This window comes from Chitinophaga pollutisoli (assembly GCF_038396755.1).
In the GTDB taxonomy this organism is placed as follows: domain Bacteria; phylum Bacteroidota; class Bacteroidia; order Chitinophagales; family Chitinophagaceae; genus Chitinophaga; species Chitinophaga pollutisoli.
On record NZ_CP149822.1, the window covers coordinates 2,800,747 to 2,826,503 of the forward strand.

Here is a 25,757-nt window from a genome sequence, read left to right on the forward strand (position 1 = left end):
CGGCCTTTCGGGCCGCCGTTGTTCATCATCAAGGTGCGGAAGCATAAAATACCGCCGCACGTAAGTTTTGTACGGAACTTGCCTTTCCGTACAGGGTATGTAACAGTCATCACCGCCTGTTGCGGGCAAATTATCGCTGCAAACGGAGGCCGCCAAAGGGAAAATGGTGAAGCAGAGGAATGGTGAAATGGAGTGCGGCGGCGGGGGGATGGAATGAAAAAGCGAAAGCGGCCCTTGTGAGGCCGCTTTCGCTTGTATGGCAAGACGAATTATTTCTTGAACTGCATATTATCGGGGCCCATCATTTGGTTGAGGCCCATGAGTTGTTTCATGGTTTTTTCCATGCCTTCGGAGGAGCCGTCGAGGAAGATGACGTTTCCTTTACCGTTTTCCGCGAAGTTTTTGATGCCTTCCACCCACATGGAGAAGAGGATAACGGAGGTGTCCATGTTGGCTTGTTGCATTTCGCGGGCGGCAAGGCTCATACCTTTGGCCACTTCTTCCCGGAAGAGTGCCACACCCTTACCGCGAAGTTGCGCGGCCTGGCGTTCGGCTTCCGCGGCGATTTTGATGGCGTTACCATCGGCTTCGGCGGCTTTGGTTTTGGTGATGAGGAGGGCCTGGCCTTCGTTTTCGGCGGCGGCTTTCAGGTTGTTGGAGGCAACTACTTGCGCCATGGAGCGCATGATGGCCTCGTCGAAGGTGATATCGTTCATCTGGAGGTCCAGCAGGTGGAAGCCCCACTGTTCGAGGGTGAGGTCGATTTGTTCTTTTACGTGTTCGGTGATATCCCTGCGAAGGCCGAGCACTTCAGACTGGCGTTTGGTGGCAACGAATCCGCGGATGGAACCTTCGATCGTGCGTACGAGGGCCTGCATGAAGGAGCGCTCGTCCATGAATTTGAAGGCTACGTTCTTGATGGTTTCTTCTTCCTGGTTGTACACCGAATACAGGAGCATGGCCTTGAAGTACACATTGGCCTGGTCAATCGTAATCGCCTGGAATTCCAGCTCCACGGATCTGTTCTGGATCGAAATCCGTTTGAAGACTTTTTCGATGATGGGGATCTTGAAATTAAGACCCGGGGTGAGGATACGGTTATATTTACCGAAAATCGTAGTTACGCCCACCGTGCCTTGCTGCACCGTCACGAAAGCTGACAGTACGATCAGGACCACGAGGGCGATAATTACATACAAAATAATGTTATCCATAGTATAAAGAAATTGAGGACCTGAAGGTAAACAAATTCTTTTACCGGAACATCATCCTGGGGCATAAGCTGGGTTTCCAAACGATCGGATGCAAGACCGGGCACAAGGGCTTTCAGAAGCTAACAAACAATGAATGCTCCTGCATAACCGGCTATTCAGCGATGCAGGTATGTATAAAGAGTTTATATTTTTTGAACGTTACGGAAATATATGAACACGTCATCCAGTTCAATCTGCTTAAGCTGGTACGCCAACTGGGTTTTCAGGTCGGCGGTCTCTTCTTTGATTTTTTTGTACTGGTCCTTTAATGTCTGATATCTGGCGACTATTTCCTCGGGGGTGGCGGTATTGTCCAGGGCCAGGATATCATACGCCTTCTCTTCGGTTATCATAGCGATAAGTATTACCTCTCAAAAAACTATCTAAATGAACTCCGGAATCTGTATCTACTGTTTCTCTCTTTTCAGGCTACTAAATTAGTGGAGTTTGAAACGCCGGAAAATACCCAAGCTTGGGTATTTTTGTCCGCTGAACCCCGGATCACACTTGCGTTGTAGCCATTTTATAAATTACAAAACAAACGCATGTAAGTTGATAATCATGTATGGGTTATCCGTTACTGCACGCCGATCTGCCTGGCCAGGGCTACGAGTTCGGGAGTATTCCTCACTTTTAATTTTAACCGGATATTTTTCCGGTGGGTTTCTACAGTATACCGGCTGAGGTTGAGCCTTTCCGCGATTTCCTTGTTGTTGAAGCCCCGCGCAGCCAGCATGAAGATGTCTTTCTCCCTGGCAGTGAGCTTGTTGAGCACATCTTCGTTGCGCCTGCGCAACACGACGCGCAGCGCCTCCGTGATCTGATTGCCCGTGTCCAGCGCGTTCGAAAAATCGAGAAATACGCAGATTACATCCACCACATTCCCGTGTGCATCAAAAGTGAATGGCAGTCCTAACCCTACCACCCAGAACCACTCCTGGTCGTCTTTACGCCGCACGCGCATTACGCCGCCGAACATACCCTTACTCTCAGAAAACTTCTGCTGAGAAATGGCCAGTATGTTCATATCGTCAGGGTGGGTAACCTGACGAAAAAATTCCGTCCCCAACGTTAAAACCTCCTCGCGGCTGTATCCCAGCGTGTCGGTCAGCCTAACGTTGCACCAGTTAACTGCCTTTTTGGAGTTGTTGGACGTATACAGCATGGCCGGAACCTTTTCGATGATGGCTTCCAGATGTTCCAGCCGGCTCCTCAATTGCGCATTCTCCGATAACAGTGCATCATGAGAATCGCGGCTTTCTGTGCCCATGTCCTGCATTGACATATGTTTTAAACAAACAATAGTGAAAAACTAACGATGAATACTATACGAATATAAAAATTCGCTACGCAAATGTTATAACACCTTTATGTAAATATAAAAGAAAAAGCCATATATCCAAATCCTGCGCTACATGGTCAATCAGGGTATAACAACAAGAGCGATAAAGGGTTTGACAATTCCATTATCCGGCCGTAAATTTGGTGTTCGATTCAAACTCAATTTTCTCACCCATAAAAATTGGATTATGGCTTTTACCCTTCCTGCATTACCGTATGCATCCGATGCGCTGGAACCGCACTTCGATAAAATGACGATGGAAATCCATCACGGTAAGCACCACCAGGCTTATGTAGACAATCTGAACAAGGCTATCGCCGGTACCGAAAACGAAAATAAATCCCTCGAAGAGCTGGTAGCCAAAGCCGGCGCCATCTCCCCCGCAGTCCGCAACAACGGCGGCGGCCACTGGAACCACTCCTTTTTCTGGGAATCACTGGCACCCAACGCAGGCGGTGCTCCCTCCGGCGCCCTGGCTGATGCCATCAACAGCGCCTTCGGCTCCTTCGACGCGTTCAAAGAAAAATTCAACGCTGCCGGCGTTTCCCGCTTCGGTTCCGGTTGGGCCTGGCTCACCCAGAAAGACGGCAAGCTGGAAATTTCCTCCACCCCCAACCAGGACAATCCCCTGATGGACGTGGCTGAAGTGAAAGGCACTCCCATCCTCGGCGTTGACGTGTGGGAACACGCTTACTACCTCAAATACCAGAACCGCCGCGCAGAGTACCTCGCTGCTTTCTGGAACGTAATAAACTGGGACGCAGTGAGCAAACGCTTCAAATAAGCGAACCCTCCGCATAAAAAAAGCCGGTCGTCGTTAAGACAACCGGCTTTTTTATGACTGTTAGCCATCCTTACAGCGGCTTGATCTTCAAATTTTTGAACCAGATCTCACTGCCGTGGTCCTGCAGGCAGATATGGCCCTTTTGAGCGGAACCATATCCTTTGTACTCCTTCCATTTACCGGTAGCTTTCGCTTCTTCCCAGGCCGGTGTCCACATCTGCGTGTCCACCACCTTTTCGCCGTTCAGCCAATGCTCCACATGCCCCTTGTTCACCACGATGCGGGTGTGGTTCCACTCGCCGATAGGCTTCGCAGCCAGTTTCGACGGCGGATTCATGGCGTAATTGGCGCCGGACTTTTGCCAGTCTTCCAGCTTCTCGGGGAAGTTGTTGTCGTCGATGATCTGGTACTCGGGGCCGCTCATATAAGGCGCCTCAAATTCTTCGGTCACCAGGTAAAGGATACCGCTGTTGCCCTGGGGCGCCAGCTTCCAGTCTGCCTCCAGCTCGAAGTTTTCGTATTGGTCCGTTGTGATGAGGTCGCCGCGCATATCGCTTTTATCGGTAGCGCTGCCGGTGCAATGAAGCGTTCCTTCAAGGGCGCTCCATGTTTTACCGTCTTTTCCTTTGTAAACGCGCCATCCGTCGAGGTTCTGGCCGTTGAAGAGCAATTTCCATCCCGCAGCCTTTTCGGCTTCAGACAAAACGTTCTCCGTAACGGGCGCCGCGGCTACGTTTTCAGTGCCTGCGGTCACGGGATCCTTTTGTTCCCCGGTGGACGCGCCGCCGCAGGAGGCAATCCCCAGCGCGGCTGCCGCAAAAGCGGGTAGCATCAGCTGCTTCATACAAAACGAATTATTTGTTTACGACTTTGAGATGCTTCGGATCCCAATGCATGATCTTGTTGGAGAAATAACTGTCGTTGCAAAGCAGCGCAGGCGCAGCGGCACGGAAACCGAAAAGGGCGTCTTCCGCTACTTTACCTTTGGTACGCATAGCGTTGAACAGGTTGTAGAAGTGGTCGAAATGCGCACCTTTGTAGCCTTCTTCCGCTTCGTAGATCAACTTGTCCGGATTCATCATGTGCTTTCTTTCATATACGAACTGCTTGCCGTTGTCGCGGGCCTGTTTGCCGGCGGTCAGCGGATCGGATGCATCGGATGCGTTTTTATTGCGGTATACCGTTACGCGGTCCCATTCAACGGTCATGGAGCCTTCGCTACCCACCATGCGGAGGTAGTTGGTGCCGCCGGTACCGTCCACGAAGTTTACGCGGAGCGAAAGGTTGAAGGCGGGATGCACGTCGGTCTGCGGATAGTCGAACATGCCGAGCATCACGTCAGGCACTTCGCGGCCGTCTTTCCAATAACGGAGCCCGCCGGTAGCCATGATCTTCTCGGGCCCGATGGAACCGGTCACCAGGTGAAGGCTGGAGAACAGGTGCACGAACAGGTCGCCGGAAACGCCGGTACCATAGTCGCGGTAGTTCCTCCAACGGAAGAAGCGCAGGGGATCGAAGTCACGTTTTTTGTTATTGGACAGGAAGGCGTCCCAACCTACGGTAGACGGCGAAGCGTCGGCCGGGATGGGATATTGCCATGCGCCGAAGGCGGACATGCGTGCCCAGAAGCCTTCCGCGTAGTTGAGTTCGCCGATGGCGCCGTCTTTCAGCAGCTCGCGGGCTTTTTCGTTACCGAGGGAGCTAACGCCCTGGCTGCCGACCTGGTACACCACGCCTTTGTTACGGTTCTGCGCATCCACCACGGCGGCGCCTTCGCTCACGTCATGCACCATTGGTTTTTCGCAGTACACGCTCTTGCCGGCGTTCATGGCGGCAACGGAGATGTCTTTATGCCAGGAGTCCGGCGTGGCGATGATTACCGCGTCGATATCTTTACGTTGCAGGATTTCTTTATAGTCGCGGGTCGTGTAAATGTCGTTGCCCCATTTCTTCTTGGCATCCGCCAGGCGGCCGTCGTAGAGGTCGCAGGCAGCCACGAGCTTCACGCCAGGCACCTTGATGGCGGTGTTGGTGTCTTCGGTACCCATGCCGCCGGCTCCGATGAGGGCGATCTGGATATGGTCGTTGGCACTGTAGTGGTCTTTCTGACGCGCCAATTGCTGGAGGCTTCTCTGACGGTCGGCGGCGGTGATGATATTCGGGATCAGTGATGCTCCCACAACTCCTTTTGCCAGCTTATTGATAAAGCCCCGGCGGGAATTGTTTTTGTTCTTGTCAGTCATGGCTTTGCATTTATGGATTTTACGTGACGTGCGGTTAGTGAAGTCTCAATATTAATAAAATATTTTAAAAATTGCAATTGCAACTAAAAGGCCGGTTGCAGGATGGATTTGACGGGAAGATGGTCAGAAGCGTAGGTTTCTGGAATGACTTCATGGCTTACCACCGTGAATTTCCCTTTCGTATAGGCGATAAAATCGATGCAACGGCGCGGGTTCACCACTGGGATCGTTGGCGCGCAATCGCTGCAGGTGCGGGTGAAATGGGCGTCCAGCTGGTTGATGACGGGCCCTCCGGCGGAGGCGTTCATATCTCCCGCCACGATCACCGGGTAAGGTTGTTCCGATAAAATCTTCGTCACCTCACGCATCTGCACGATCCGGTTGCTGTCGCTACGCTGCGCGTCGAGGTGGGTGCTGGCCATCAACACCTTCTTCCCTCCGGGTAATTCCACCAGCATGGTCGCCAGCGCGCGCGGCTCACCATGGGTGCCGGGCAATGTGGTCAGCGCATACCGCTTCGTTTCCAGCACCGGGAATTTCGACAGCACAGCGATGCCGTATTCTCCGCCGCCATAATCAATTCCTTTCGCGAAGAAAGCTTTCATCCCCAAACGCTTCGCCAGGTCTTCCGCCTGGTGCAGCGTGGTACCCGACCGCGTATTGTTAACGTCTACTTCCTGCAACGCCACCAGGTCGGGCTTCGCTTGGGCGATCACCTTCGCGATGGCGTCCATATCAATCTTACCTTCCACAGACGGCGGATTGGCGTGATGGATGTTATAACTTAACACACTTACCTGTGGCGATGTAACGGTTGCGGACCGGTTCCCGGCGGTGCAGGCCGAAAGGGAAATCAATGCGAAAAATGCTGCGAAACAGCGATGGTTATTCATATGTAGACGTTTCAAATTGCTAAACTATAAAAGAACAAAAAACAATTTAGCCATGCAACAATTCGTGCATGGCTAAACAAATTTCATGATAAGCGGCCTGGATCAGTTTTTCCGTGTGAGCAGCTGCTGGTATTTCTGCGGGCTTTGCAGGAGCGTTACCGCTTCTTCCACATCGCGGTCCCAGCTGAGGGAGCGCTCGATGCGCCCGGCCTGCGGGAAGTAGCGGTTGGCGATTTCTTCTTCCAGCAGCTGGCGGATTTCCGCTTTGTTGCGGAGCAGGTCCTGCTTTTTGTCGTGTTTCATTTTCGCCTGCAGGGCGTCGAATTCTTTTTGCAGGCCGTCGTAATATTTCTCGCGGGTGGCGGTCGACCGGAAAATGTCGAGTGCTTCCTCGCTGCGGGTTTTATAGCTGTAATCCTTCCCGTCCAGGAACTTCAGGAATTCCTCGAACACTTCATCCGTCACAAAAGCCGTGCTGGTGGCGGGTGTTTCGGGATGGGCATAATAATACCGGGTGGCATAGTCGAAGATGAATTGTTTGCGCAGCAGTGTGATGGCTACCTGGCTGAGGATGGTGCTTTCCACGCGCGCATCCGGTTCTATGCCGCCGCCATCTTTCACGGGCCTGCCAGCCGCGGTGGTAAACGATTTGCGGAGGGAATCGGGCACGTAATCGGCTTCACCTTCGTCGTTGCGCTGCGAATAATCGATCGCCTGGATGCAACGGCCGCTGGGCGTGTAATACCGTGCGGTCGTCACTTTCAGCTTGGCGTTATAGGGAAGCGGGCGCGTGGTTTGCACCAGGCCTTTGCCGTAAGAGCGTTGCCCCACCACAAGCCCCCGGTCCAGGTCCTGCACCGCGCCGGCCACAATCTCCGATGCGGAGGCGGAAGAGCGGCTGGTGAGCACCACGAGGGGAATGTGATTGTCGATCGGCAGGAGGCTGGTCTTGTACTCGCGGTCCCAGCTTTTCACTTTGCCGCGGGTGCTGACGATCAGCTTCCCTTTGTCGATAAAAATATTGGATAGCGACACGGCTTCTTCCAGCAACCCGCCGGGATTGCCCCGGAGATCGAGCACCACGCCGCCGAGTGCGGGGTGTTGTTTACGGAGGGCTTCGAAAGCGAGCTGCACCTGTTCGGCGCTGCCTTCGGTGAACTGCGTCATTTTGATATACCCGACGTTTTTACGGATGATGCCGGAATAGCTCACGGGCTTCACGTTGATATCGTCGCGCAGGATGCGGTATGTTTTTTCGGTATTGTTGAGGGGATGGCGGAGCACGATGATGAGCGCGGTGCCGGCGGTGCCTTTGAGGTATTTGCTCACTTCTTCCTGCTCCATGTTTTTGGCGCTCTTGCCGTCGAGGGAAACGATGACGTCGCCTGCTTTGATGCCGGCTTTGTCCATGGGGCTGCCTTCGTACACGTCGGTGATGGAGGTCCATTCGCCTTCGGTGTAAATGGAGGCGCCTACGCCGCCGTATTTGCCGGTGGCCATGAAGCGGAGCTCGTCAAGTTCTTCTTCGGGAACGAAGTCGGTGTAGGGATCAGTTTCTTCGAGCATGGCTTCGATGCCGGTCTGCATGAGTTTATCGGGCGGGAGGTCTTCGACGTAATAGGTATTGAGCTCGCGGTAAAACGCGGCGAAGATGTCGAGGTTTTTGGCGATGAGGAAGTATTTGTCGCTGTTGCGGAAGGCGAGGGCCAGACCGGCGATGCCGATCAGCGCGAACAACATGATTTTACGGGATTTCCGCATGCGTAACAGTGTTTCGGGATGAGAAAATTCAGGGGACCGGGTCGTATCCGTGACCTCCCCAGGGGTTGCAGCTGAGGATTCTTTTGGCTGCGAGCCATCCTCCTTTGAAGAGGCCGTGTTTCCTGAGGGCTTCGAGGCCGTACTGGGAGCAAGTGGGGGTGTACCTGCACTTGTTGGCGCCCAGCAGCGGGCTGATGCACCACTGATAGATCTTAATTATTAAAATGAACGGGATACTCAAAATTTGCATCAATCGCTTCATGGCTGTTCTTTTCTACCGGCTTCCCTGGCGAGTTTATCTAAAATTACCGAAAATTTAGGCTGGAGGGTAGCGAAATCGGGGATTTTTTTGTCGAGGTAGATAAAAAACACGGCCATCTGGCGGGAGTTGGCGGCGAGGGCGTCGTACAGGACTTGTTTCTGGAGGCGATAGGTTTCGCGGCCCAGGCGTTTGATACGGTTACGGTCCACCGCATGGGGGAACTTGCGGGCCGATACGCTGAAGCCGGCCTGAACGGGGTATTTGTCCGTTGTGAGGCTGGCGGGCATGAAGATGACGCGATAAGGGAAAATAGAAAACGCTTTTCCTTCACGAAAAAGCGTTTCAATCATTTTCCTGCTCTTTAACTTCTCTTCTTTATTAAAAGAATAAGTTTTTATGGCAATATGAGTTGATGACGAAATTATTTCAGCTTGCGCTCGTCAGATACGGTCAGTTTTTTACGACCTTTAGCTCTGCGGGATGCCAATACTTTACGTCCGTTGGCAGTTTCCATTCTCTTTCTGAAACCGTGTACGCTCTTTCTGCGTCTGTTGTGCGGTTGAAAAGTACGTTTCATCGTTTTTTAATATTTTCTACTTGTACTTAAAAACTTGTTTACCCATCCGTTTTTCGGGCGGGCAGACTGTGATCAGCCCCGTTTAAAACGGAAGGCAAAGGTAGGTTAAATAAATTTAAAAATGAAAAGCAGGGGATAGAAAATTCAAACTTTGAAAAGATTTTCTTTCTAAGCCCATGATTTTCAGTATAAAAAAAGGGCCCTGCTTTTGACCAGGGCCCCTATCTTAATGATTTTCAGCACTATTTAGCGGCAGCGGGAGCTGCGGTAGCAGGTACGCCCAGCTTGGCTTTAACAGGCGCCAGGATGTCGTCGGCAGCGGGAGAAACCAGGAGGGATCCACCGGAGTTGTCGATAACATAAGCGTAGCCTTTTTCTTTGGCAACGTCTTCGATCGCTTTGCGGGCTTTATCGTAAACGGGTTTCAGCAGTTCGTTTTGTTTCTGGCCGATTTTTTCACGGGCGGATTCTTCGTACAGCTGGATTCTTTTCTGCAGTTCCTGGATTTCTTTGATCTTCACTTCCTTCATCGTTTCGCTCTCTTCTTTGGGAGAATTTTCGAAATCCTTCATTTTTTTATTGTATTCAGCCACCAGTGAACCGCTTTCTTTTTCGAGGGTACCAGCGAAAGTTTCAATATCAGTCTGCGCTTTTTTATACTCCGGCATCGCTTCGATCAGGGCCTGGGTGTTAATGTGCGCGATTTTGGTCTGTGCATTGGCCTTCACGCTGAAAAACCCGGTGAACGCAACAATAGCGATGATTACATACTTCTTCATGATGTTGTCTAGTTGTTTAAAAGAATGTAGAATGTTTAATTTTTATAGGTCTGTTGTCTCAAGGGATCATTTGTTGACACCCAACGCTTTCAGAATCTCTTCGCTCTTGTCCAGTTTCGGATCAGCGAAAATCACCGTGATGCCGCCGGACTTATCAAGCACAAAGTCGTACATCCTGCTGGTAGCCAGCTTCTGAACGGCATTGTAAATCTTGTCCTGGATGGGCTTCACGAGCTCTTCACGTTTCTTGAACAGGTCGCCTTCGTATCCGAATCTTTTCTTCTGCAGGTCTTTGGCTTCCTTCTCACGGGCGATGATCTCATCTTCCCGCTTCCTTTTGAGATCGTCGGTCAGCATCACCGATTCGGCCTGGTAGGATTTATACATCTTGTCCACTTCCTGGAACTGGGCGTCGATTTCCTTCTGCCACTGTTCCGCTACCGCGTCGAGCTTCTTCTGCGCGTCTTTGTAGTCGGGGATGCTTTCCAGGATGTATTTCGTATCTATTACACAATACCGCTGTGCAAAAGCGCCTCCGAAGGCACCCAGCACTAAAATCATGGTAATTAAGATTCTTTTCATCGGTCGTAATGTTTTAAGCGAAAAACAGGCTTCGCAATATATAATAATTTTCTTATTCCGGCTCAAAGCCCAGCATGAACGTAAATTTAGCTGCGTCTTTCATACCGCCTCCAGGCCTTAATCTATCCAAACCTATGCCATAGTCGAAGCCGAGCAGACCGAACATGGGGAGATAGAACCGCGCACCCAGACCAACTGACCGGCGAAGACGGAACGGATCATATTCCTTGATATCCTGGTAACCGTTGGCGGCTTCGAGGAACATCAGGCCGAAGATCGTGGAGCTTGGGTTGAGGCTGAAGGGATAACGCAGTTCCACGACATATTTATTAAACATCGAGAAGCCGGAATATCCTGCCGGCGGCGCACCGCTTTCCGGATTGAGCTTCGGATTGGAAGTGTAATACACCGGGTAACCGCGCTGCGAGATGATATCACGGTCATACACCGCGAAGTTGCTCAGACCGTCGCCACCCAGCTCGAAGCGGCCGAAGGGCGAAAGCGTGGTGCGGTTATTATACGCGCCTACGTAACCGAACTTGGCAGCCACTTTCAGTACCAGCGACTTGTTGTCGGTACCGCGCGGGCGGGAAAGGGGAACGTACCATTCGGCGTTCAGGCGGTATTTCTGGTATTCGATGAATTTGAACTGTTCCGCGATCGGCAGGGATTTGTAATCCTTGTCGGGGTTCAGCACCGAGTAAGGCGGTGTGAACTGGCCGAACAGCATGAAGCTGGAACCGCTGCGGGGGAAGATCTGCTGGTCAACCGAAGAACGTGCCAGGGTCAGGCGGAGCGAAAGGTTATTGGCCGTACCGTTGTCGAAGCCTTCCATCCCGAAGTAGTTGAAATCTTTCAGCTGGTAGCGCTGATAGTTCAGGGAGTACATGAGGGAGAAGAAGTCGTCGGGCCATTTCAGCTGCTTACCGATGGAAACGGAACCGCCGAGTACCCGGAAGTAAGCGCCTTTGTTGGCCACGGGCATATTATAATATTCCGCGAAGGCGTTCGGGTTCTGGTAAGTGCTGTAGAAGCTCACGGAGAAGGGGTTACGCTTCTTTCCGCCGAGCCAGGGCTCGGTGAACGAGAAGTTGTAGGAGCGGTAAGCCTTACCGTTGGAGGAGATACGCACGCTCAGCTTCTGGCCGTCGCCGGAGGGCAGCGGGTCCCAGGTTTCTTTTCTGAAGATGTTGCGCAGCGAGAAGTTGTTGAACGTTACGCCGAGGGTACCGGTCAGACCGATGTACCCGCCCCAGCCTGCGGAAAGCTCCAGCTGGTCGTTCGCTCTTTCTTCCACTTTATAGTCGATGTCTACCGTTCCTTCCTGCACGTTGGGAACGGGGTTGATGCCGATGGTTTCGGGGTTGAAGAAGCCGAGCTGGGAAATTTCACGTTGGGAACGGATGAGGTTCTGACGGCTGAATTTATCGCCGGGCATGGTCCGCAGTTCGCGGCGGATCACGTGCTCGTTGGTTTTTTCGTTACCCGCGATGCGGATGTCTTTAATGGTGGCCTGGGGCCCTTCCTGCATACGGATCTCAAAGTCGATGGTATCGCCCCGGATGCCGATCTCCACAGGGTCTACCTGGAAGAAGAGGTAACCATCGTCCATGTACAGCGAGCTGATGTCGCCGCCTTCGGGGCCGGGAGGCGTTCCCAGGCGTTTGTTCAGCAGTTCCAGGTTGTACACGTCGCCTTTGCGGATGCCCATCGCGCGCGACAAGATGGTGTCGCTGTACACGGAGTTGCCCCGCCAGGTGATGGTGCCGAAGTAATATTTCTTGCCTTCGTCCACCTTCATTTCGATGTTCAGGTTTCCTTTGGCGTTATTATACAGCGTATCGTCCACGATCTGGAAATCGCGGTGGCCTTTGGAGTTGTAGTAGGCGATGATCTTTTCCTTGTCTTCCTCGTATTTGGTGTCGTTGAACTTGGCAGAAGAGAAGAGGTGGAAGCGGAAGTAAGGATCAAGCTTCTGGAGGGTGCGGGTGGCGGAAAGGTAACCCATTTCCTTCCAGTAGTTATCGGTGGTGGCCATGCTGTCGACCCAGGCGGCAGCGTTGTCCGGATAAAGGGTGAAGCGGCTCAGCTCCTTGGTACCCTTCATTTTCTTTTTGATCGTGTTATCGGCTACGTTATAGTTGTGTACGATGTTGATGTCGTTCACCTTCACCTTGTGGCCTTTGTCCACGATGAAGTATACGGTAGCGGAGTTGATGGCCGGCGGGGGATCCTTGCGGATATCCATTTTCATGGAAACGTTGCGGTAGCCCTTGTCGGCGTAATATTTACGGATAACATTGTAGGTGTTCTGCTGCATGGCTTCGGTTACCACGGAGCCTTTGCGGATGGCGGCTTTGGTGGTCAGCTCGTCACCATCGGATTTTTTGATTCCTTTCCAGTAGAAGTTCGACATGCGCGGTTTTTCCACGAGGGAAATTTCCAGCCAGATTTTTTCTCCTTCAATTTTGGTGATGTAAATCGCGATGTTGGAAAAAAGTCGTTGTCCCCAGAGCGCCTGGATGGCCTTGGCGAAGTGGTCGCCGGGCAGCACTACCTTGTCGCCCACATTGAGGCCGGAGAGGGACAGGAGGAGGGATTTGTCGAGAAATTCGGTGCCGGAAACGGCGATATCGGCAATCTCGTACTGTTGTGGGTTGCCCAGGGACCAGGGGCTGATGTCTGCCGGTTGGCTCGGCAGCGGTACCGTATCCCTTTGTTGGGCACGCACAGTTAACCCCGCGCTGCAACATAAAACTACGGCCAGTAGGCTTTTAGGAAACAATTTCTTCATTCTGCTGTATTTGTTCGCTTGTTTTGCCGAATCTACGTTCTCTGTTTTGATAATTGAGGATGGCTTCGTAAAGATTTTCCTTGCGGAAGTCGGGCCAGCGGGTATTGGTGAAATACAGTTCCGCATAGGCGATCTGGTACAAAAGGAAATTGCTGATACGGTGTTCCCCTGAGGTCCTGATCATCAGCTCGGGATCGGGAAGTTGGGAGGTGCTGAGATATTTGGACCAGCTTTCGTGGTTGATATCTTCCGGATTGATTTTTCCTTCTTTCGCATCCCGTGCGATTGCGCGCACGGCTTCCAATATTTCCCAACGGGAACTGTAGCTGAGGGCCATCACGAGATTAAGGCCCGCGTTCGGGGCCGTGATTTCGCGTGCTTCCTCCAGTTCGCGCTGGCAATGGGGGGCAGCATGTTCATGTCGCCAATCACATGCAGCCGGATATTATTGCGGTTGAGGGTGTCCACTTCCTTGCGGATGGTGGTCACCAACAGCTCCATAATGCCGTTGACTTCGTAAACCGGGCGGTCCCAGTTTTCGGTAGAAAATGCGTATAGTGTCAGGTATTCGATGCCCAGTTCGGCACAACCCTCCACGATATCACGCACACTTTCCACTCCCTGATGATGCCCGTACAGCCGGTCCTGACCCCGCTCCTTGGCCCATCGGCCGTTACCGTCCATGATAATGGCGATGTGTCGGGGCAGTCGTTGCAGGTCTAATTGATCCTTCAAACTCATGACTAAATCAGGCGTATTAATACAGATTTACTAAAAGTGTGCAAAGATACAAAAATAACTTTATGGCCTTTCCTGCAAAGGGGGCGGGCCGTTTTAACGTAGTTTTAACGGGAAGTGCCGTCCGCAGAGGGTTAGGGGTTAAAATTTACAGTGGTAGGAGGTGAAAAGGATGCCCAGGGTGAGCTCTATAGTGGCAAATTGGTCTTTGTCGCGGCTGTTGCCCCGCTGCCGGCCCGCCACCCCGATGGGCGGATTGCTGGTAACGGTGGACCGGTCCTGGAGAATGGCGGCCATCGTGGCGCTACCATCGGGCTTGGTGACAAAATTCCCGATCCCGGCGTAAGTGGTGCTCACGTCGTCCAGGTAATCCGTCTGTGCAAAACGGAAAAGCACCTCCAGTCCCAGGTTCAAACGGCGGTTTAAGCTGTATTTCACCCCGCCGCCCATCAAAAACGCGAAATTAAAGAGGGAATATGGCTTCCTGTCGGGATAGGCCGCCGAACGCTGCCCCTCCGTCCCCAAAGGCTGCAGGTAGAATTTCTGGTCGTTATAGTACGCGTAAGGGTTAAAATGAAACGCCGACGCGCCCACCGTCAGGTAAGGCGAGAATCGGTAGTCGTCGCTCCCTGGCTCAAACCGGAAAAAGTTAAAATCCCCTTGCAATGCCAACTCAAATATGTTTGAGTTGAAGCTGAGGTTGCGTTTCCGCTGGAAGTCGTTCTCGCTGTATACGTCCGAATATCCCACGTTCATGTAACGGAAATGGGCCCGGGCGCCGATATAGTCATTGAAATATTTCCTGTAAAAAATGCCGACCGCCGGCTTGGGCGACTTCAAACCGCCATGGGTGTTAAGATCCCCGAAATAATGGGATGCCCCGGCCGTAAAGCCCAGTTCCCCCACATAGCTCAGCTCCTGCTGCGCCGCGGCCTTTTGGAGCCATCCGGCGCAAAGGAGGACCGCTATCCCGGTTGTTTTACTTAAAAATCGCGTGATCAGCATAAATATGTGTAAAACGTAATTTAGGGCTTTTTGGTATGACAAATACATGCCACGCCATTATTTACCCCTTGCATTCCGCGTATCGATCCCCCACAACAGCTTGTCTCTCAACGTATGTAAGAAATTACTTTCGTTCAGGCGCAAGAGTTGAATCGTGAAATCCTCCTTCTTCACCGCCAGCTGCACGCGGTTGTCGATCACCTCCATCCGCGAATCCAGGGTGCAGATGAACTGGTCGGATCGGCCCTCCACTTCAAAGGAGATCACGTTATCGTCGGGCACCACGATGGGCCGGACGTTCAGGTTGTGGGGCGCCACCGGCGTGATCACGAAGCTTGCCGCTTCGGGGAACACGATCGGTCCGCCGCAGCTCAGGGAATACCCTGTTGAACCGGTTGGCGTGGCCACGATGAGCCCGTCTGCCCAATAAGTATTCAAAAATTCGCCGTTCAGGTAAGTATGGATCTTCACCATGGCGGAAGTATCTTTTTTGTGGATCGTGAACTCGTTGAGCGCGTAAGGCACATCCCCGAAAAGCGGGGTGCTCGCGTCGAGGTGGAGTAATGTCCGCTTATCGACCACATAGCTCCGGCTCACGAGGGAGTCCACCACTTCGTGCACCGCATTCCGCCCGATGCCCGCCAAAAAGCCCAGCCGCCCGAAATTCACGCCCATTACGGGAATGTTCTTGTCGCGGATAAAACTCACTGTGTCGAGCAGGGTACCGTCGCCGCCCAGACTTACCAGGAATTCGATGCGGCCGTCGAGGTCTTCGGCCCGGGAAAAAGTATTGGTATCCGGTGAAAACTGGATGTGCGCGCAGAGCTCCTTATAAACGGGCTCATACACGACAGGCACTATTTCCTGCCGGGCCAGTTCATTCAGCAACAGTTGTATATCTTCCAGGTCTTCTTTAACAAAGCCGCGGCTGTAAAGGGCTACATGCATTTACATATCCAGTTTAGCGTGTAAAAATAGTCCTTTTTCTCCCAATTGGTTGATACTGTATTCGAACCGGATACAGGTATCGTAAAAAGACACAACATCCAGCCCCAGTCCGGCGGTATACAGCATCCGGTTGCTGAGATCGCCGCGCAGCCCGAGCTTCGAATATCCATACCCCATATCCCCGTAAGCCTTCGCCAGTACGCGGATCGGCAGGTTGCTGAATTTCTTCGGCACGATCGGCAACCTCACTTTGAAATTAAGCAATTCCCGCCGCAGGGTGTTTTTCAGGATGAAGAACGCCGTTCCGTCCACCACATAATATTCCAGGCCGCGCAGGTAATCGTCGCCATATCCCAACGCCCGCGACGCCGCGTAAGGCAGGTCATTCGGGAACTTCACCTGTCCGAGAAGGCTCACCGCCCCGTAAGTTTTGGGAGCATATTGCCAGTATTTGGCGCCTTTCAGCCGGATTTTCACAAAATCGATGTCGTTCAACGGCCCCAGCCCTGCTTTCGATACCTCACCTCGGAACGATTGCCCCACCAGCGGATATTGCCAGCTGTCGGCCTGGATGTAATCCAGCCGGTACACGAGTTCCGCATAATGAACGGCTGTCCGCCCTTCGCCCAGGTAATTGGGATTCAGCCTGGCTACCGTGTCGGCTACATTCTCGCTGTGATACGTCAAAAAAGCCTGATGGCGCGTGGAAATGGCTTTGCGGTAAGTATAGCTCACCCCGAAAGCCATCTGCCGGCGCAGAAAATCGTCCTGCCGGAAGAATTGCTGCTTATTCTCTTCAGAAATATAATTGATTTCGCGGTTCCGGCTGAAAGACGCCGAAAACCCGATCCCGTGCCGCAGCTTGCGGTCGATGTACGGGAGCGTGTACCCGAGCACGAACTTCTGGGTGTAACCAAACGAAACATCGGTATACAGCTCATCGTTCCGCCCCGTCAGGTTATCCTGCCAGGCTTTGACGCCCACGTTCACGCGGCGGAGGCTTTTTTCTGTTCCACCCACCATTGGTTGAAGTTCCGGTCGGCCAGTTTGAAAACGGGGAACGCGAGGAGGTACCATCTTTCCCACACGTCGAATACAATGTTGGCTTCGTTGCCGTTCCAGTCTTTAACATTGGTCAGCACGTTGAGGAACAGCGAAGTGTTGAGGAGTTGTTTACGATTGGTTTCGAGGATGACCTGGAGGTTCCGGAGGCGGAGGGTATCTCCGGGTTTGATGCCGATTTCGCGGAGGATGATAGACCGGCGTGTGCGTTTGTTGCCGGTCACAACGATATCCCGCACTACGATGTACGAAGTATCTTGCAGGATCGCGAGCTGTTCCGGCGCGGGCCGGGAGGCGGAGTCGCTGACCTGGGCACGGCCGGGCAGGGCGGCGAGCAGGCAGAGCAACAGGCCGGATATGTTAAAAACAGTGCGCAAACAGTTGCATTTTCGAAGACTACATGCTGATGTAGTTCATGAGGAGGTCATAGTTCTTTTTGAGGAGATCTTCTTCCAACTCTTCACTGAACATGTATTTGATGGTATAATTGAATCTTTCGAAAGTGGCGATGAGGCCATGCATTTCCTGGCGGTTGGTTTTGAGCACCACTTCCAGCCGGGCGGTTGAGGGATTGGTGAGGGTATTTACGCTCAGGAGAGTGACTTCGTTACTTTCGGCGATGCGCGCGATTTCGCTGAGGCTGTAGTCGCGCGGCTCCATTTCCAGCACCACCACGCCGCCTGGTTCTTTCACGCCGTTGTATTGGGCGAACGCGGCCAGCAGGTTTTCGCGGGTGATCACGCCGAGATATTCACCCTCGCGCGAGATGACGGGGAGGGCGGAAATTTTTGTGTCGTAGAAGACTTTCAGCGCTTCGAAGAAGTGCGCGCCTTCGGGCACGGCGGGTTTCAGGGTACCTGGGGTGGAGGATTGGAGGAGCTGGTCGGGGTCTTCCCAGTCCAGCACCTGGTCTTCCTCCACGAGGTAGGCATACTTATTATCCACCACCAGCGGCAAATGCGTCAGATGAAATTCATTCATGAGCCGAAGCGCTTTGGCACCCGTGTCCTGCGGCAGCAGCACGGGCACAACGGTCGATATAAGTTCCTGCACCAACATAGAGATCGTGTTTCTTTTACAATAATAGCAAAGAATATTCCAATAGCCAGCGCGTGCGCTATTTAAATTACGGAATCGCGGAGCAATGGCGCGGCAGCGGTGACGGGCGGTTGTCAGGCCCCGGCTACGGCCTTGTTGTTGAGACGTTGGAGATAGTCGTGCATAATCCGGTTGAATTCGTCGGGCACTTCCATCATGGGCGCGTGGCCGCATTTGTCGACGAAATGCAGTTCCGAATTGGGGATCAGCTTCTTGAACTCCTCACCTACCATAGGCGGCGTCACCGTATCGTTGAGCCCCCAGATCAGGAGGGTTGGCGTGGTGATGGTGGTCAGCTCTTCGCCAAGATTGTGGCGGATGGCGGATTTGGCGAGGGTAATGATCTTAATGACTTTGAGGCGGTTGCTGGTAATTTCGAATACTTCGTCGACCAGTTCCTTTGTGGCCATCGCGGGATCATAGAAAGTGAGCGCGGTTTTGTTCCGGATATATTCATAATCGCCGCGCTTGGGGTACGTTTCGCCCATCCCGTTTTCGAACAGCCCGGAGCTGCCGGTGAGGATGAGGGATTTCACCCTTTCAGGATGTTTCAGGATATAAACGAGCGCCACATGCCCGCCCAGGGAGTTACCCATGAGGTGGAAGTTGTTGTAGTCGCGGGCTTCAATAAATTTATGCACGTATTTGGCCAGGCCGCCTACGGAGGTTTCCAGGATATTCAGGTCAAACAAGGGCAGCATGGGGATTACCACTTTATTGAATTGCTTGAAATATTCGATGGTACCGCTGAAATTACTCAGGGCACCGAACAGTCCGTGCAAAAGTATAATCGGTTCTCCTTCTCCTTCTTCGATGAACTTGAATTTGCCCTGTGTTTTGATTTCGTAATTCATTACCGTTGCTTGAAGTCAATTTTGCGCTAAAATAATTCTTTTTCTTAATTCAAATAACCTCCGTTATCAGGGAGTTTGTACCGGTATCTTCCCGGCGGCGCCTTCAAAAAAGGCCTCCAGTTCGGCAAAAACATCCCTGAACAAGGGAATTATCGTCCCCAGGCGGTCCATCACCCAGGGCCCAACAGGCTCGATATAGGGATATACAACGGATTGGAGCTTGGTCTCCGGATTCAGCAGGTACAGTTGATTGGCCATCCACAGCAACACGCTGTATACGATCGTGAACAGGGTGGCGTATAAAAGGATGCCACCCAGCCGGTTAAGCCATCCCAGCATCGACCATTCCACTACTTTCTGCAGGGCGGCCGCGCCGAGGCGGATCAGCACCACTACCGCCAGAAATATAACAAAAAAACAAACTACCGGCCACCACCGCCCGTCCATACCCGACTGCCCCAGCCATGCCGCCAGTACAGCAGACAGCTTCAGGGCGGCGGCTAACCCGATCACGCACGCCACCAGCGAGAAAACGGCGGCGATAAATCCCCGCACGAATCCCCGGTACAGCGCGTACGCCATGAGAATGGCGAAAACTACGTCGATGGCCAAAGGCAGGTTATTTGGTCAGTAATTCCTTCACCAGGGCGGAAATCGCCTTACCGTCGGCCTTTCCGGCCAGCTGCTTGGTAGCGGCTCCCATCACTTTACCCATATCGGCAGGGCCGCTGGCGCCCACCGCCGCGATGATCCCCGACACTTCAGCGCGGAGCTCTTCTTCGGTCAGCTGCTTCGGCAGGTAACGCTCGATAATCGCCAGCTCCTCTTCCTCTTTCACGGCCAGGTCCGCACGGTTCTGCTGGCGGAAGATCTCGATGGAGTCTTTACGCTGCTTGGCAAGCTTCTGTAACAGTTTCTGCTCGTCGGCCTCCGTCAGTTCTCCTGAAGCGCCTTCGGCGGTCTTAGCCACCAGCACGGCGGCCTTGATGGCGCGCAGGGCGCGCAGTTCGGCTTCCGCTTTGGCCAGCATGGCGGTTTTTATAGCTGCGTTGATCGTTAACTCTAAAGACATATTCCGGGTTTGTTACTGGTTTTGATTTTTGAGTTTCTCTTCGAATTTCTTGTAGAAATCGGCGGCAAATGCACGGATATCGTTCGCCTGATCCGCCCAGGGCGTGGCGCGCTGATAGGTATCGGCCATGGTCATCATGGTCTGGTAAAAGAAATCAGCCATTTCGTCCACCATCATTTCCTTGGTCCACAAATCGATACGAAGGGCGGTACGGTCGGTGCCATCCCAGAATGCCACCATCATGGCCTTGGCTTTGTTCATGCGGTCGGCCGTACTGTCTGTAGCGGTCCACTCAATGGATTCGGGCACTTTCTGCTCGTCGAGCGCAACCTGTATCTGGATGGTAGATTTTTTCGTCATGTATTTTTTCTGTTTGAGTCGCAAAAATAAGCAATTACCGGGCAAAGTCAGGCGGTAACGATCTGCCCGAGGGTTTCCGCCGCGTCGTCCCAGCTGGGAACGTGGCCGATGTGGTTGAGCAACCGGCTTCGAAGCATTTCGTCTTTATACAGGGCGCTCATCTTCTCGGAAAGGTCGGTAACGTCGTCCGGCACGGAATTGAGCGCCGCGTCCTGCCCGGCTTCGGGCGAAGCGCCGGCATACAGCGCCACGGCTGGCACTTTGCACTTCTGCCCGGCGAGGATGGGCACCGCCAGCCCGTCGGCCCCGGCGGTATGCACGATGGCGTACGCCCCGCCCATGAGGCGCGCAAGGGTTTCAGCGTCGGCGTCTTTGATCCAGATTACGTCTTGCCGGAATTTATACGTCTGCAAAGCCTGCACGATATCTTCCCCTTCCGCCGTAGCCTGCCCGGCCAGTATCAGCTTAATGCTGGACCGGAGGCGCTTTTTCAGCATGGAAAAGGCTTTCAGTAAAGGAATAATATTATTGGAAGGATCGATGCTGCCCACGGCCAGGTAATATTCCATCCCGTCGGCGTATTCCCTTTTCACTTCTTCCCTTTCTTCCCAGTTCAGCGCCACAAACACTTCGCTCACACCGGGCGTCAGCATGCGGATGCGGTCGCTCACGCGGGGGAAGCGGTTGGTGAGCTGCTCTTTCGTAAACTCGGAAAATACCCCCACCGCTTTGAAACGACGGATATTCTCGTCGGTGGTAGCCCCGAAAGGGAGGATCCCCGTGCGGGTCATGACGAGAAAAGCGTCCACATCGAAGGGAATCGGCAGCACATCGTTGAAGTACAGCACGCGATCGGCCTGCACCTTTTTCACCATCTTCGGCCACTGGTACCGCCGCCAGATAAATTGGCCTGCTTTCCCTTTGAACAGGGGCTTGCACACCGCCACCTGAACGTTCAGGGGCAGGGGCTCCGCGGGCAACCAGGGCCCGGCGGCAATGAGCACAAATTCCACATCTGGGTGCAGCCGGGCGATCCGGACCAGCATTTCAGTTGGCACATTCCCTGTATCGGCAGGCGTATCCTGCATCAGGGGCAGCGCATTCACGGCTATTCGCATGAAAATCTATTAAATCAGTGCACAAACCTAAATAAAAAAAGGGTGTTCCCGGCCGGGAATCGCCCTTTTACTTTATGGCAGCAGTTTTTAAACGGTTTTGTTCATCACCCCGAAGCGGTAGGTTTTCGTGTTCCCGGGCTTGTTATTCGATGTGACCGTCACCACGATATCAGCAACCTGCCGTTGGGGGAGATTGATGAGCGTGATGGTGATTTCACCCTCCTTGCTGATCACGGCCGCGTTCTGCGGGATCGGATCGCCGTTGGGCGCGGTGGCCGTAACGGTGATGGTGACGCCGTCGGGCGGGAGGGGCTTGGATGTCAGCTTGATCGAAACCTGCAATGTAGCCCCGGTGGCGGCGTTATCGTCGCGGTTGAGGTGGATACCCGGAATTTCGGCCAGCAGTTCCGATTCTTCACCCGGACGGGGAACGGGATCGCCGCTTTTTTCTTTTTACAGCCCGAAGCCACGAGGGCGACTGCGCAAAGAAGCATACAAAGGGTTCTCGTCAGAGACATGGTAATCTTATTAAAATACTTAAAATTAAAAATAAATATAATGCCCGTCAAATTTTTCCACGGACGTCCATCGCATCACGGAGGCCGTTGCCGAGAAGATTGAAAGCCAATACCAAAAGCATTATCGCCAGTCCGGGAGCGAGGGCCAGCAGGGGATTATGGGTGATGATGAAGTTGTAGTTTTCCTTGATCATGAGCCCCCAGGAAGGCTGCGGCGGTTGCACCCCCACGCCCAGAAAACTCAAACCCGCTTCTACCACTATGGCGGTGGCGAAGTTGCCCGCGGCTACTACCATCACGGGCCCCATGATGTTCGGGAGGATGTGTCGGACGATGGTGCGGGTGTGCCCGTACCCCAGCGCCCGCGTGGCTTCCACGAACTGCAGCTCCCGCAGCCCCAGCACCTGCCCCCGTATGATGCGCGCCACGCTCACCCACATGGTGAGCCCCACGGCGATGAAGACCTGCCAGAATCCTTTCCCCAACGCCAACGTGATGGCAAACACCAGCAGCAGCGTTGGCATGCTCCATATCACATTGATGAGCCACATCACCCCTTCGTCTACCGCCCCGCGGAAATAGCCCGCCACGGAACCCAGCAGGATCCCGATCGTCAGCGAAATCAGCACCGCGATGCACCCCACACTCAGGCTCACCCGCGTGCCCACGAGCAAACGGCTCAGGATGTCGCGGCCGAATTTATCAGTCCCCAGGCGGTAGGTTTTACGTTCCAGATGCTCTTTTTCCACCATCGCCCGCGCCCCGGCCAAATCAGTAAGCGCCGAATCCTTACCGTACAATACCTGCGCCAGCGAATACGCTGCCGGAATGGTGGAGGTTTCGTCGGCATATTTTTCTACGAGGACGGAATCATGGGAAAAACGCCAGGCGGTAACGGGTAACAGCACGTTTGCTGGTGTTTCACCGTAAATAAGGCGGTGGAAAAAACCTTCGTCCTGCGGCGCATGCGCTTGCCGCAGGGAGAGCATCTGCACGGAGAACCCGGGCCGCTGCCCACCGATTTCCAACACCATCCGGTTGGCATGCGAAGTGCCGTCGGGCGCCAGGAAATATGCAAACACCGCCACCACCAACGCCAGTAAAATGACGGCCAGTCCGGCCACCGCGCCCTTGTTGCGCCGCAAGCGCTTCCATGCCTGTTGGGTAAATGCATCCATGCGGTTACCAAAATAGCGTAAATACGAGACTTTTCGGAAGAATTGCCTGCGCGTTTTTTTTCATTTATGACGATCGTCCATATATAAGGACATCGGCGCCATCAGCGAACCTATATCACACGAAAATCAACAAACAGACATCAATCCGTACAATAACAAGGCTTTCAAATTTCGTAATTTCTGATACACAGATGCCAATGTATTGCTTAAGACGAGACACAGAAAATATCCGTTAAGACAAGAACCAGCACAGTGAATTTTATTGCTTGAGACAAAACATTAAACCCATCAGGAATCTATGCCCGAAGCAGGACACAATTAATCAATCATCCCAATAGTAACCAATTTTTCACTCAACATTAAACGACACAGTTTATGGAAACACTCCAATTGCCGCAGATTTTCTGCCCTTTCCCCACTATGCTCAACCCATTCGCCAAGGAAGCTGAAAAACACACCGCCGAATGGGTAGCGCGGTTCGGCCTGGTAAAATCCGAAAAAGCGCGCGAACGCTTTAACCGCGCCAAATTCGCCATGCTATCGTCACGGGCGTTCCCGACAGCCGGGCGTTTCGAGCTTTGTATCGCCGCGGAATTCAATACCTGGCTGTTTTTGCTGGACGACAAAAACGACGAATCCATGTTCGGGAAAGTCGATTACCTGCAGATGGTCCACTCGTTCGTTAGCCAGATCCTCCGCAACAGCACGGTAGTGGCGCCGGAAGAAGGGATGGCGCTGGCCGAAAGCTTCGCCGACCTCTGGAAACGCATGCGCCGCATCGGCAGCCCCGCCTGGCAGCAGCGCTTTGTGAAAAGCATGACCGATTACCTCGACGCCTGCCTCTGGGAAGTGCAAAACAGGGTGGCTCACAAAGCGCCGTCCGTAGCCGACTACATTGAAAAACGCCCCTACACCGGCGCGCTCTATGCCGACATCGAGCTGATCGAGATCCTCGAAAGCATTTACCTGCCCGACGAAGTGCGCCATCACGAAACCGTGCAACAGCTGTCGCTTGCCTGCAACAACGTGGTTTGCTGGGCTAACGACCTCTTTTCGTTCGACAAGGAACGCCGCCAGGGCGATGTGCATAACCTGGTAGTGGTATTGAAGGAAGAGCGGTCCCTCACGCTGGAAGCCGCCGTGGCGGAGGCCGCGCGCATGCACGACGAAGAAGTGCGCCGCTTCATCGCGCTGAGCGAGAACGTCCCGAATTTCGGGGAAGAAGTGAACGACGAGCTGCAGCGCTACATCGGCGTCCTCAAAGCGTGGATGCGCGCCAACCTCGACTGGAGCTTCGGCGATACGGCGCGCTACCGCATGCACATCCGCGAAACCGCCAGCGGCAACTGGCTCATCTCACGGATATGATGCAACGAAAAAGAAAGGGCGGCTAGTGAACCTGCCGCCCTTTCCATTCGTAAGATCCGAATTTGCCCAGCCATCCGGCGAGCACAACATAAATAATATGGAACGGCTGCCCGGGAATGAACCACGGGAGCAGGGAGCCTTTGCCGAAAAAACTGGCCACGGGGATAAGGAAACACAGCTCCAGCACCACTTTGTACACCGCCAGCCAGAGCAGCCACATGCGCAGGGCCGGTGTAAAAATCGCCACGATCCCCATGAGCAGGAGCATCACGTTCCAGAGATAAACGATCACCAGCACGCGGGTGATCCGCTTGTCTTCGTACTTATCCGCCTTCGACGACCAGCGGATGCGCTGGTTCATGAAACCTTTCACCGTGTCTACCGGCAGGGTGCGAACGATCGCGTCGGGTGATTTCAGATATTGGACGCTGCCGGGATAGGCGTGGTAGATCTTGTACATGAGCAGCATATCGTCTCCCGATGCGATCATGTCGATCCCGGTGAACCCGCCTACTTCCTCGAACGCCGTTTTCTCGTAGGCCAGGTTGGCCCCGTTGCACATGGTGCCCGATTCCAGGTACGCCACGGCGCCGGTGATACCTTGCATGGTCATGAAGTCGAGGGACTGGAGTTTCTTGAAGAAGTTGTCCTCTTTATGGTACGCCACCGGGGCCGCGATCAGCTTGGGCCGGTGAGTTTCATAACATTTGACGATCGTCTCCAGCCACTTGGAGCCCATCACGCAGTCGGCGTCGGTGGTCACAATGAGGTCGCCGGTAGCGGCGGTTATGGCCGTTTCGATGGCTTTTTTCTTGTACGCGTTGAGGCGCTCTTCCGGGCTGAGGTGGTCGGCCATGCGGATGAGGCGGACGTTGGTGGCGGGGAAGTAGCGGACGGCATCGGCGGTTTGATCGGTGGAGAAATCATCTACCACGATCACTTCGAACAGGTTGGCAGGGTAGCTCTGCTGCTGGAGGGCTTCCAGCAATACCGGCAGGTTGCGCTCCTCGTTCCGGGCCGGGATGATGACCGACACACGGGTGTTGAACGTATAGGCGTGGGCTGAGGGGTCGAATCGCTTCAGGCGGCTCCAGCCATAGAGATACGACAGCATCAAAATACCGTAAAGTAAAGCAAGTCCGAGCGTAATGATCAATAAAGCAGTCAT

28 protein-coding genes and 1 pseudogene are annotated in these 25,757 nt (G+C 53.4%); 2 read left to right on the forward strand and 27 right to left on the reverse strand.

From position 1 onward, the window contains the following. Nucleotides 1-269: 269 nt before the first annotated feature. From WJU16_RS11425 to WJU16_RS11435, 3 genes are all read right to left on the reverse strand, one after another. Nucleotides 270-1,214: an SPFH domain-containing protein gene (locus WJU16_RS11425; RefSeq protein WP_341838442.1), complete on the reverse strand. Its 945-nt coding sequence runs from the start codon at nt 1,212-1,214 to the stop codon at nt 270-272. A 182-nt stretch (nt 1,215-1,396) separates the two neighbouring features. Beyond that, nucleotides 1,397-1,606 (reverse strand): hypothetical protein, encoded by a 210-nt coding sequence (locus WJU16_RS11430; RefSeq protein WP_341838443.1) that lies wholly within the window; start codon nt 1,604-1,606, stop codon nt 1,397-1,399. Between the two features lie 224 nt (nt 1,607-1,830). Beyond that, a complete protein-coding gene (locus tag WJU16_RS11435) occupies nt 1,831-2,532 on the reverse strand; it encodes a LuxR C-terminal-related transcriptional regulator (RefSeq protein WP_341838444.1) in 702 nt (233 codons plus the stop codon). Between the two features lie 250 nt (nt 2,533-2,782). Between WJU16_RS11435 and WJU16_RS11440 the strand changes: the two genes are divergently transcribed. Beyond that, nucleotides 2,783-3,379 carry a superoxide dismutase gene (locus tag WJU16_RS11440; RefSeq protein WP_341838445.1) on the forward strand — a complete coding sequence of 199 codons (597 nt, stop codon included), beginning with the start codon at nt 2,783-2,785 and terminating at the stop codon, nt 3,377-3,379. A 70-nt stretch (nt 3,380-3,449) separates the two neighbouring features. Here WJU16_RS11440 and WJU16_RS11445 read toward each other — a convergent pair whose 3' ends face one another. The 23 genes and pseudogenes from WJU16_RS11445 to WJU16_RS11560 all read right to left on the reverse strand — a co-directional run bounded on the left by WJU16_RS11445 (nt 3,450) and on the right by WJU16_RS11560 (nt 23,221). After that, nucleotides 3,450-4,223: a DUF1080 domain-containing protein gene (locus WJU16_RS11445; RefSeq protein WP_341838446.1), complete on the reverse strand. Its 774-nt coding sequence runs from the start codon at nt 4,221-4,223 to the stop codon at nt 3,450-3,452. Nucleotides 4,224-4,233: 10 nt separating this feature from the next. After that, a complete protein-coding gene (locus WJU16_RS11450; protein WP_341838447.1) occupies nt 4,234-5,622 on the reverse strand; it encodes a Gfo/Idh/MocA family oxidoreductase in 1,389 nt (462 codons plus the stop codon). 83 nt (nt 5,623-5,705) lie between these two features. Beyond that, nucleotides 5,706-6,515 (reverse strand): endonuclease/exonuclease/phosphatase family protein, encoded by an 810-nt coding sequence (locus WJU16_RS11455; RefSeq protein WP_341838448.1) that lies wholly within the window; start codon nt 6,513-6,515, stop codon nt 5,706-5,708. Between the two features lie 102 nt (nt 6,516-6,617). Then, nucleotides 6,618-8,276: a S41 family peptidase gene (locus WJU16_RS11460; protein ID WP_341838449.1), complete on the reverse strand. Its 1,659-nt coding sequence runs from the start codon at nt 8,274-8,276 to the stop codon at nt 6,618-6,620. Between the two features lie 28 nt (nt 8,277-8,304). Beyond that, nucleotides 8,305-8,538 carry a membrane protein insertion efficiency factor YidD gene (gene yidD / locus WJU16_RS11465; protein WP_341838450.1) on the reverse strand — a complete coding sequence of 78 codons (234 nt, stop codon included), beginning with the start codon at nt 8,536-8,538 and terminating at the stop codon, nt 8,305-8,307. Continuing rightward, complete coding sequence (locus WJU16_RS11470) at nt 8,535-8,963, reverse strand: ribonuclease P protein component (RefSeq protein ID WP_341838660.1); 429 nt, start codon at nt 8,961-8,963, stop codon at nt 8,535-8,537. The genes yidD and WJU16_RS11470 overlap by 4 nt, the downstream gene beginning before the upstream one ends. Then, nucleotides 8,960-9,115 (reverse strand): 50S ribosomal protein L34, encoded by a 156-nt coding sequence (gene rpmH / locus WJU16_RS11475; protein WP_012788729.1) that lies wholly within the window; start codon nt 9,113-9,115, stop codon nt 8,960-8,962. Before rpmH ends, WJU16_RS11470 begins: the two co-directional genes overlap by 4 nt. Nucleotides 9,116-9,357: 242 nt before the next feature. Beyond that, nucleotides 9,358-9,894: an OmpH family outer membrane protein gene (locus WJU16_RS11480; RefSeq protein ID WP_341838451.1), complete on the reverse strand. Its 537-nt coding sequence runs from the start codon at nt 9,892-9,894 to the stop codon at nt 9,358-9,360. A 66-nt stretch (nt 9,895-9,960) separates the two neighbouring features. Further along, on the reverse strand, nt 9,961-10,476 hold the full coding sequence (locus WJU16_RS11485) for an OmpH family outer membrane protein (RefSeq protein WP_341838452.1): 516 nt from the start codon (nt 10,474-10,476) through the stop codon (nt 9,961-9,963). A 52-nt stretch (nt 10,477-10,528) separates the two neighbouring features. Then, a complete protein-coding gene (locus WJU16_RS11490) occupies nt 10,529-13,207 on the reverse strand; it encodes a POTRA domain-containing protein (RefSeq protein ID WP_341838453.1) in 2,679 nt (892 codons plus the stop codon). Nucleotides 13,208-13,250: 43 nt separating this feature from the next. Further along, a pseudogene (locus WJU16_RS26080) lies at nt 13,251-14,011 on the reverse strand (isoprenyl transferase). 138 nt (nt 14,012-14,149) lie between these two features. Continuing rightward, a complete protein-coding gene (locus WJU16_RS11505) occupies nt 14,150-15,013 on the reverse strand; it encodes a DUF6089 family protein (RefSeq protein ID WP_341838455.1) in 864 nt (287 codons plus the stop codon). A gap of 57 nt (nt 15,014-15,070) precedes the next feature. Continuing rightward, the gene (locus WJU16_RS11510; RefSeq protein WP_341838456.1) at nt 15,071-15,961 is read right to left on the reverse strand and encodes an NAD kinase; all 891 of its coding nucleotides are present in this window, start codon (nt 15,959-15,961) and stop codon (nt 15,071-15,073) included. Further along, on the reverse strand, nt 15,962-16,984 hold the full coding sequence (locus WJU16_RS11515) for a hypothetical protein (RefSeq protein WP_341838457.1): 1,023 nt from the start codon (nt 16,982-16,984) through the stop codon (nt 15,962-15,964). Then, nucleotides 16,948-17,400, reverse strand: coding sequence for a POTRA domain-containing protein (locus WJU16_RS11520; protein ID WP_341838458.1), 453 nt, complete (start codon nt 17,398-17,400; stop codon nt 16,948-16,950). Before WJU16_RS11520 ends, WJU16_RS11515 begins: the two co-directional genes overlap by 37 nt. 19 nt (nt 17,401-17,419) lie before the next feature. Then, nucleotides 17,420-18,082 (reverse strand): CBS domain-containing protein, encoded by a 663-nt coding sequence (locus WJU16_RS11525; protein ID WP_341838459.1) that lies wholly within the window; start codon nt 18,080-18,082, stop codon nt 17,420-17,422. A 113-nt stretch (nt 18,083-18,195) separates the two neighbouring features. Continuing rightward, nucleotides 18,196-18,975 (reverse strand): alpha/beta hydrolase, encoded by a 780-nt coding sequence (locus WJU16_RS11530; protein ID WP_341838460.1) that lies wholly within the window; start codon nt 18,973-18,975, stop codon nt 18,196-18,198. A gap of 66 nt (nt 18,976-19,041) precedes the next feature. Then, nucleotides 19,042-19,587, reverse strand: a complete 546-nt coding sequence (locus tag WJU16_RS11535; protein ID WP_341838461.1) for a CvpA family protein — start codon at nt 19,585-19,587, stop codon at nt 19,042-19,044. A 7-nt stretch (nt 19,588-19,594) separates the two neighbouring features. Then, nucleotides 19,595-20,047, reverse strand: a complete 453-nt coding sequence (locus WJU16_RS11540) for a GatB/YqeY domain-containing protein (protein ID WP_341838462.1) — start codon at nt 20,045-20,047, stop codon at nt 19,595-19,597. A gap of 12 nt (nt 20,048-20,059) precedes the next feature. Next, nucleotides 20,060-20,407: a gliding motility protein GldC gene (gene gldC / locus WJU16_RS11545; protein WP_298714653.1), complete on the reverse strand. Its 348-nt coding sequence runs from the start codon at nt 20,405-20,407 to the stop codon at nt 20,060-20,062. A gap of 47 nt (nt 20,408-20,454) precedes the next feature. Then, complete coding sequence (locus tag WJU16_RS11550) at nt 20,455-21,525, reverse strand: glycosyltransferase (RefSeq protein ID WP_341838463.1); 1,071 nt, start codon at nt 21,523-21,525, stop codon at nt 20,455-20,457. An 87-nt stretch (nt 21,526-21,612) separates the two neighbouring features. Next, the gene (locus tag WJU16_RS11555) at nt 21,613-21,867 is read right to left on the reverse strand and encodes a hypothetical protein (RefSeq protein WP_341838464.1); all 255 of its coding nucleotides are present in this window, start codon (nt 21,865-21,867) and stop codon (nt 21,613-21,615) included. 223 nt (nt 21,868-22,090) lie between these two features. After that, complete coding sequence (locus WJU16_RS11560; protein WP_341838465.1) at nt 22,091-23,221, reverse strand: ABC transporter permease; 1,131 nt, start codon at nt 23,219-23,221, stop codon at nt 22,091-22,093. A 375-nt stretch (nt 23,222-23,596) separates the two neighbouring features. On the opposite strand from WJU16_RS11560, the gene WJU16_RS11565 reads away from it, so the two are divergent. Next, nucleotides 23,597-24,589 (forward strand): terpene synthase family protein, encoded by a 993-nt coding sequence (locus WJU16_RS11565; RefSeq protein ID WP_341838466.1) that lies wholly within the window; start codon nt 23,597-23,599, stop codon nt 24,587-24,589. Nucleotides 24,590-24,611: 22 nt separating this feature from the next. Here the strand turns inward: WJU16_RS11565 and WJU16_RS11570 are convergent, their stop codons facing one another. Further along, nucleotides 24,612-25,757 carry a glycosyltransferase gene (locus WJU16_RS11570; RefSeq protein WP_341838467.1) on the reverse strand — a complete coding sequence of 382 codons (1,146 nt, stop codon included), beginning with the start codon at nt 25,755-25,757 and terminating at the stop codon, nt 24,612-24,614.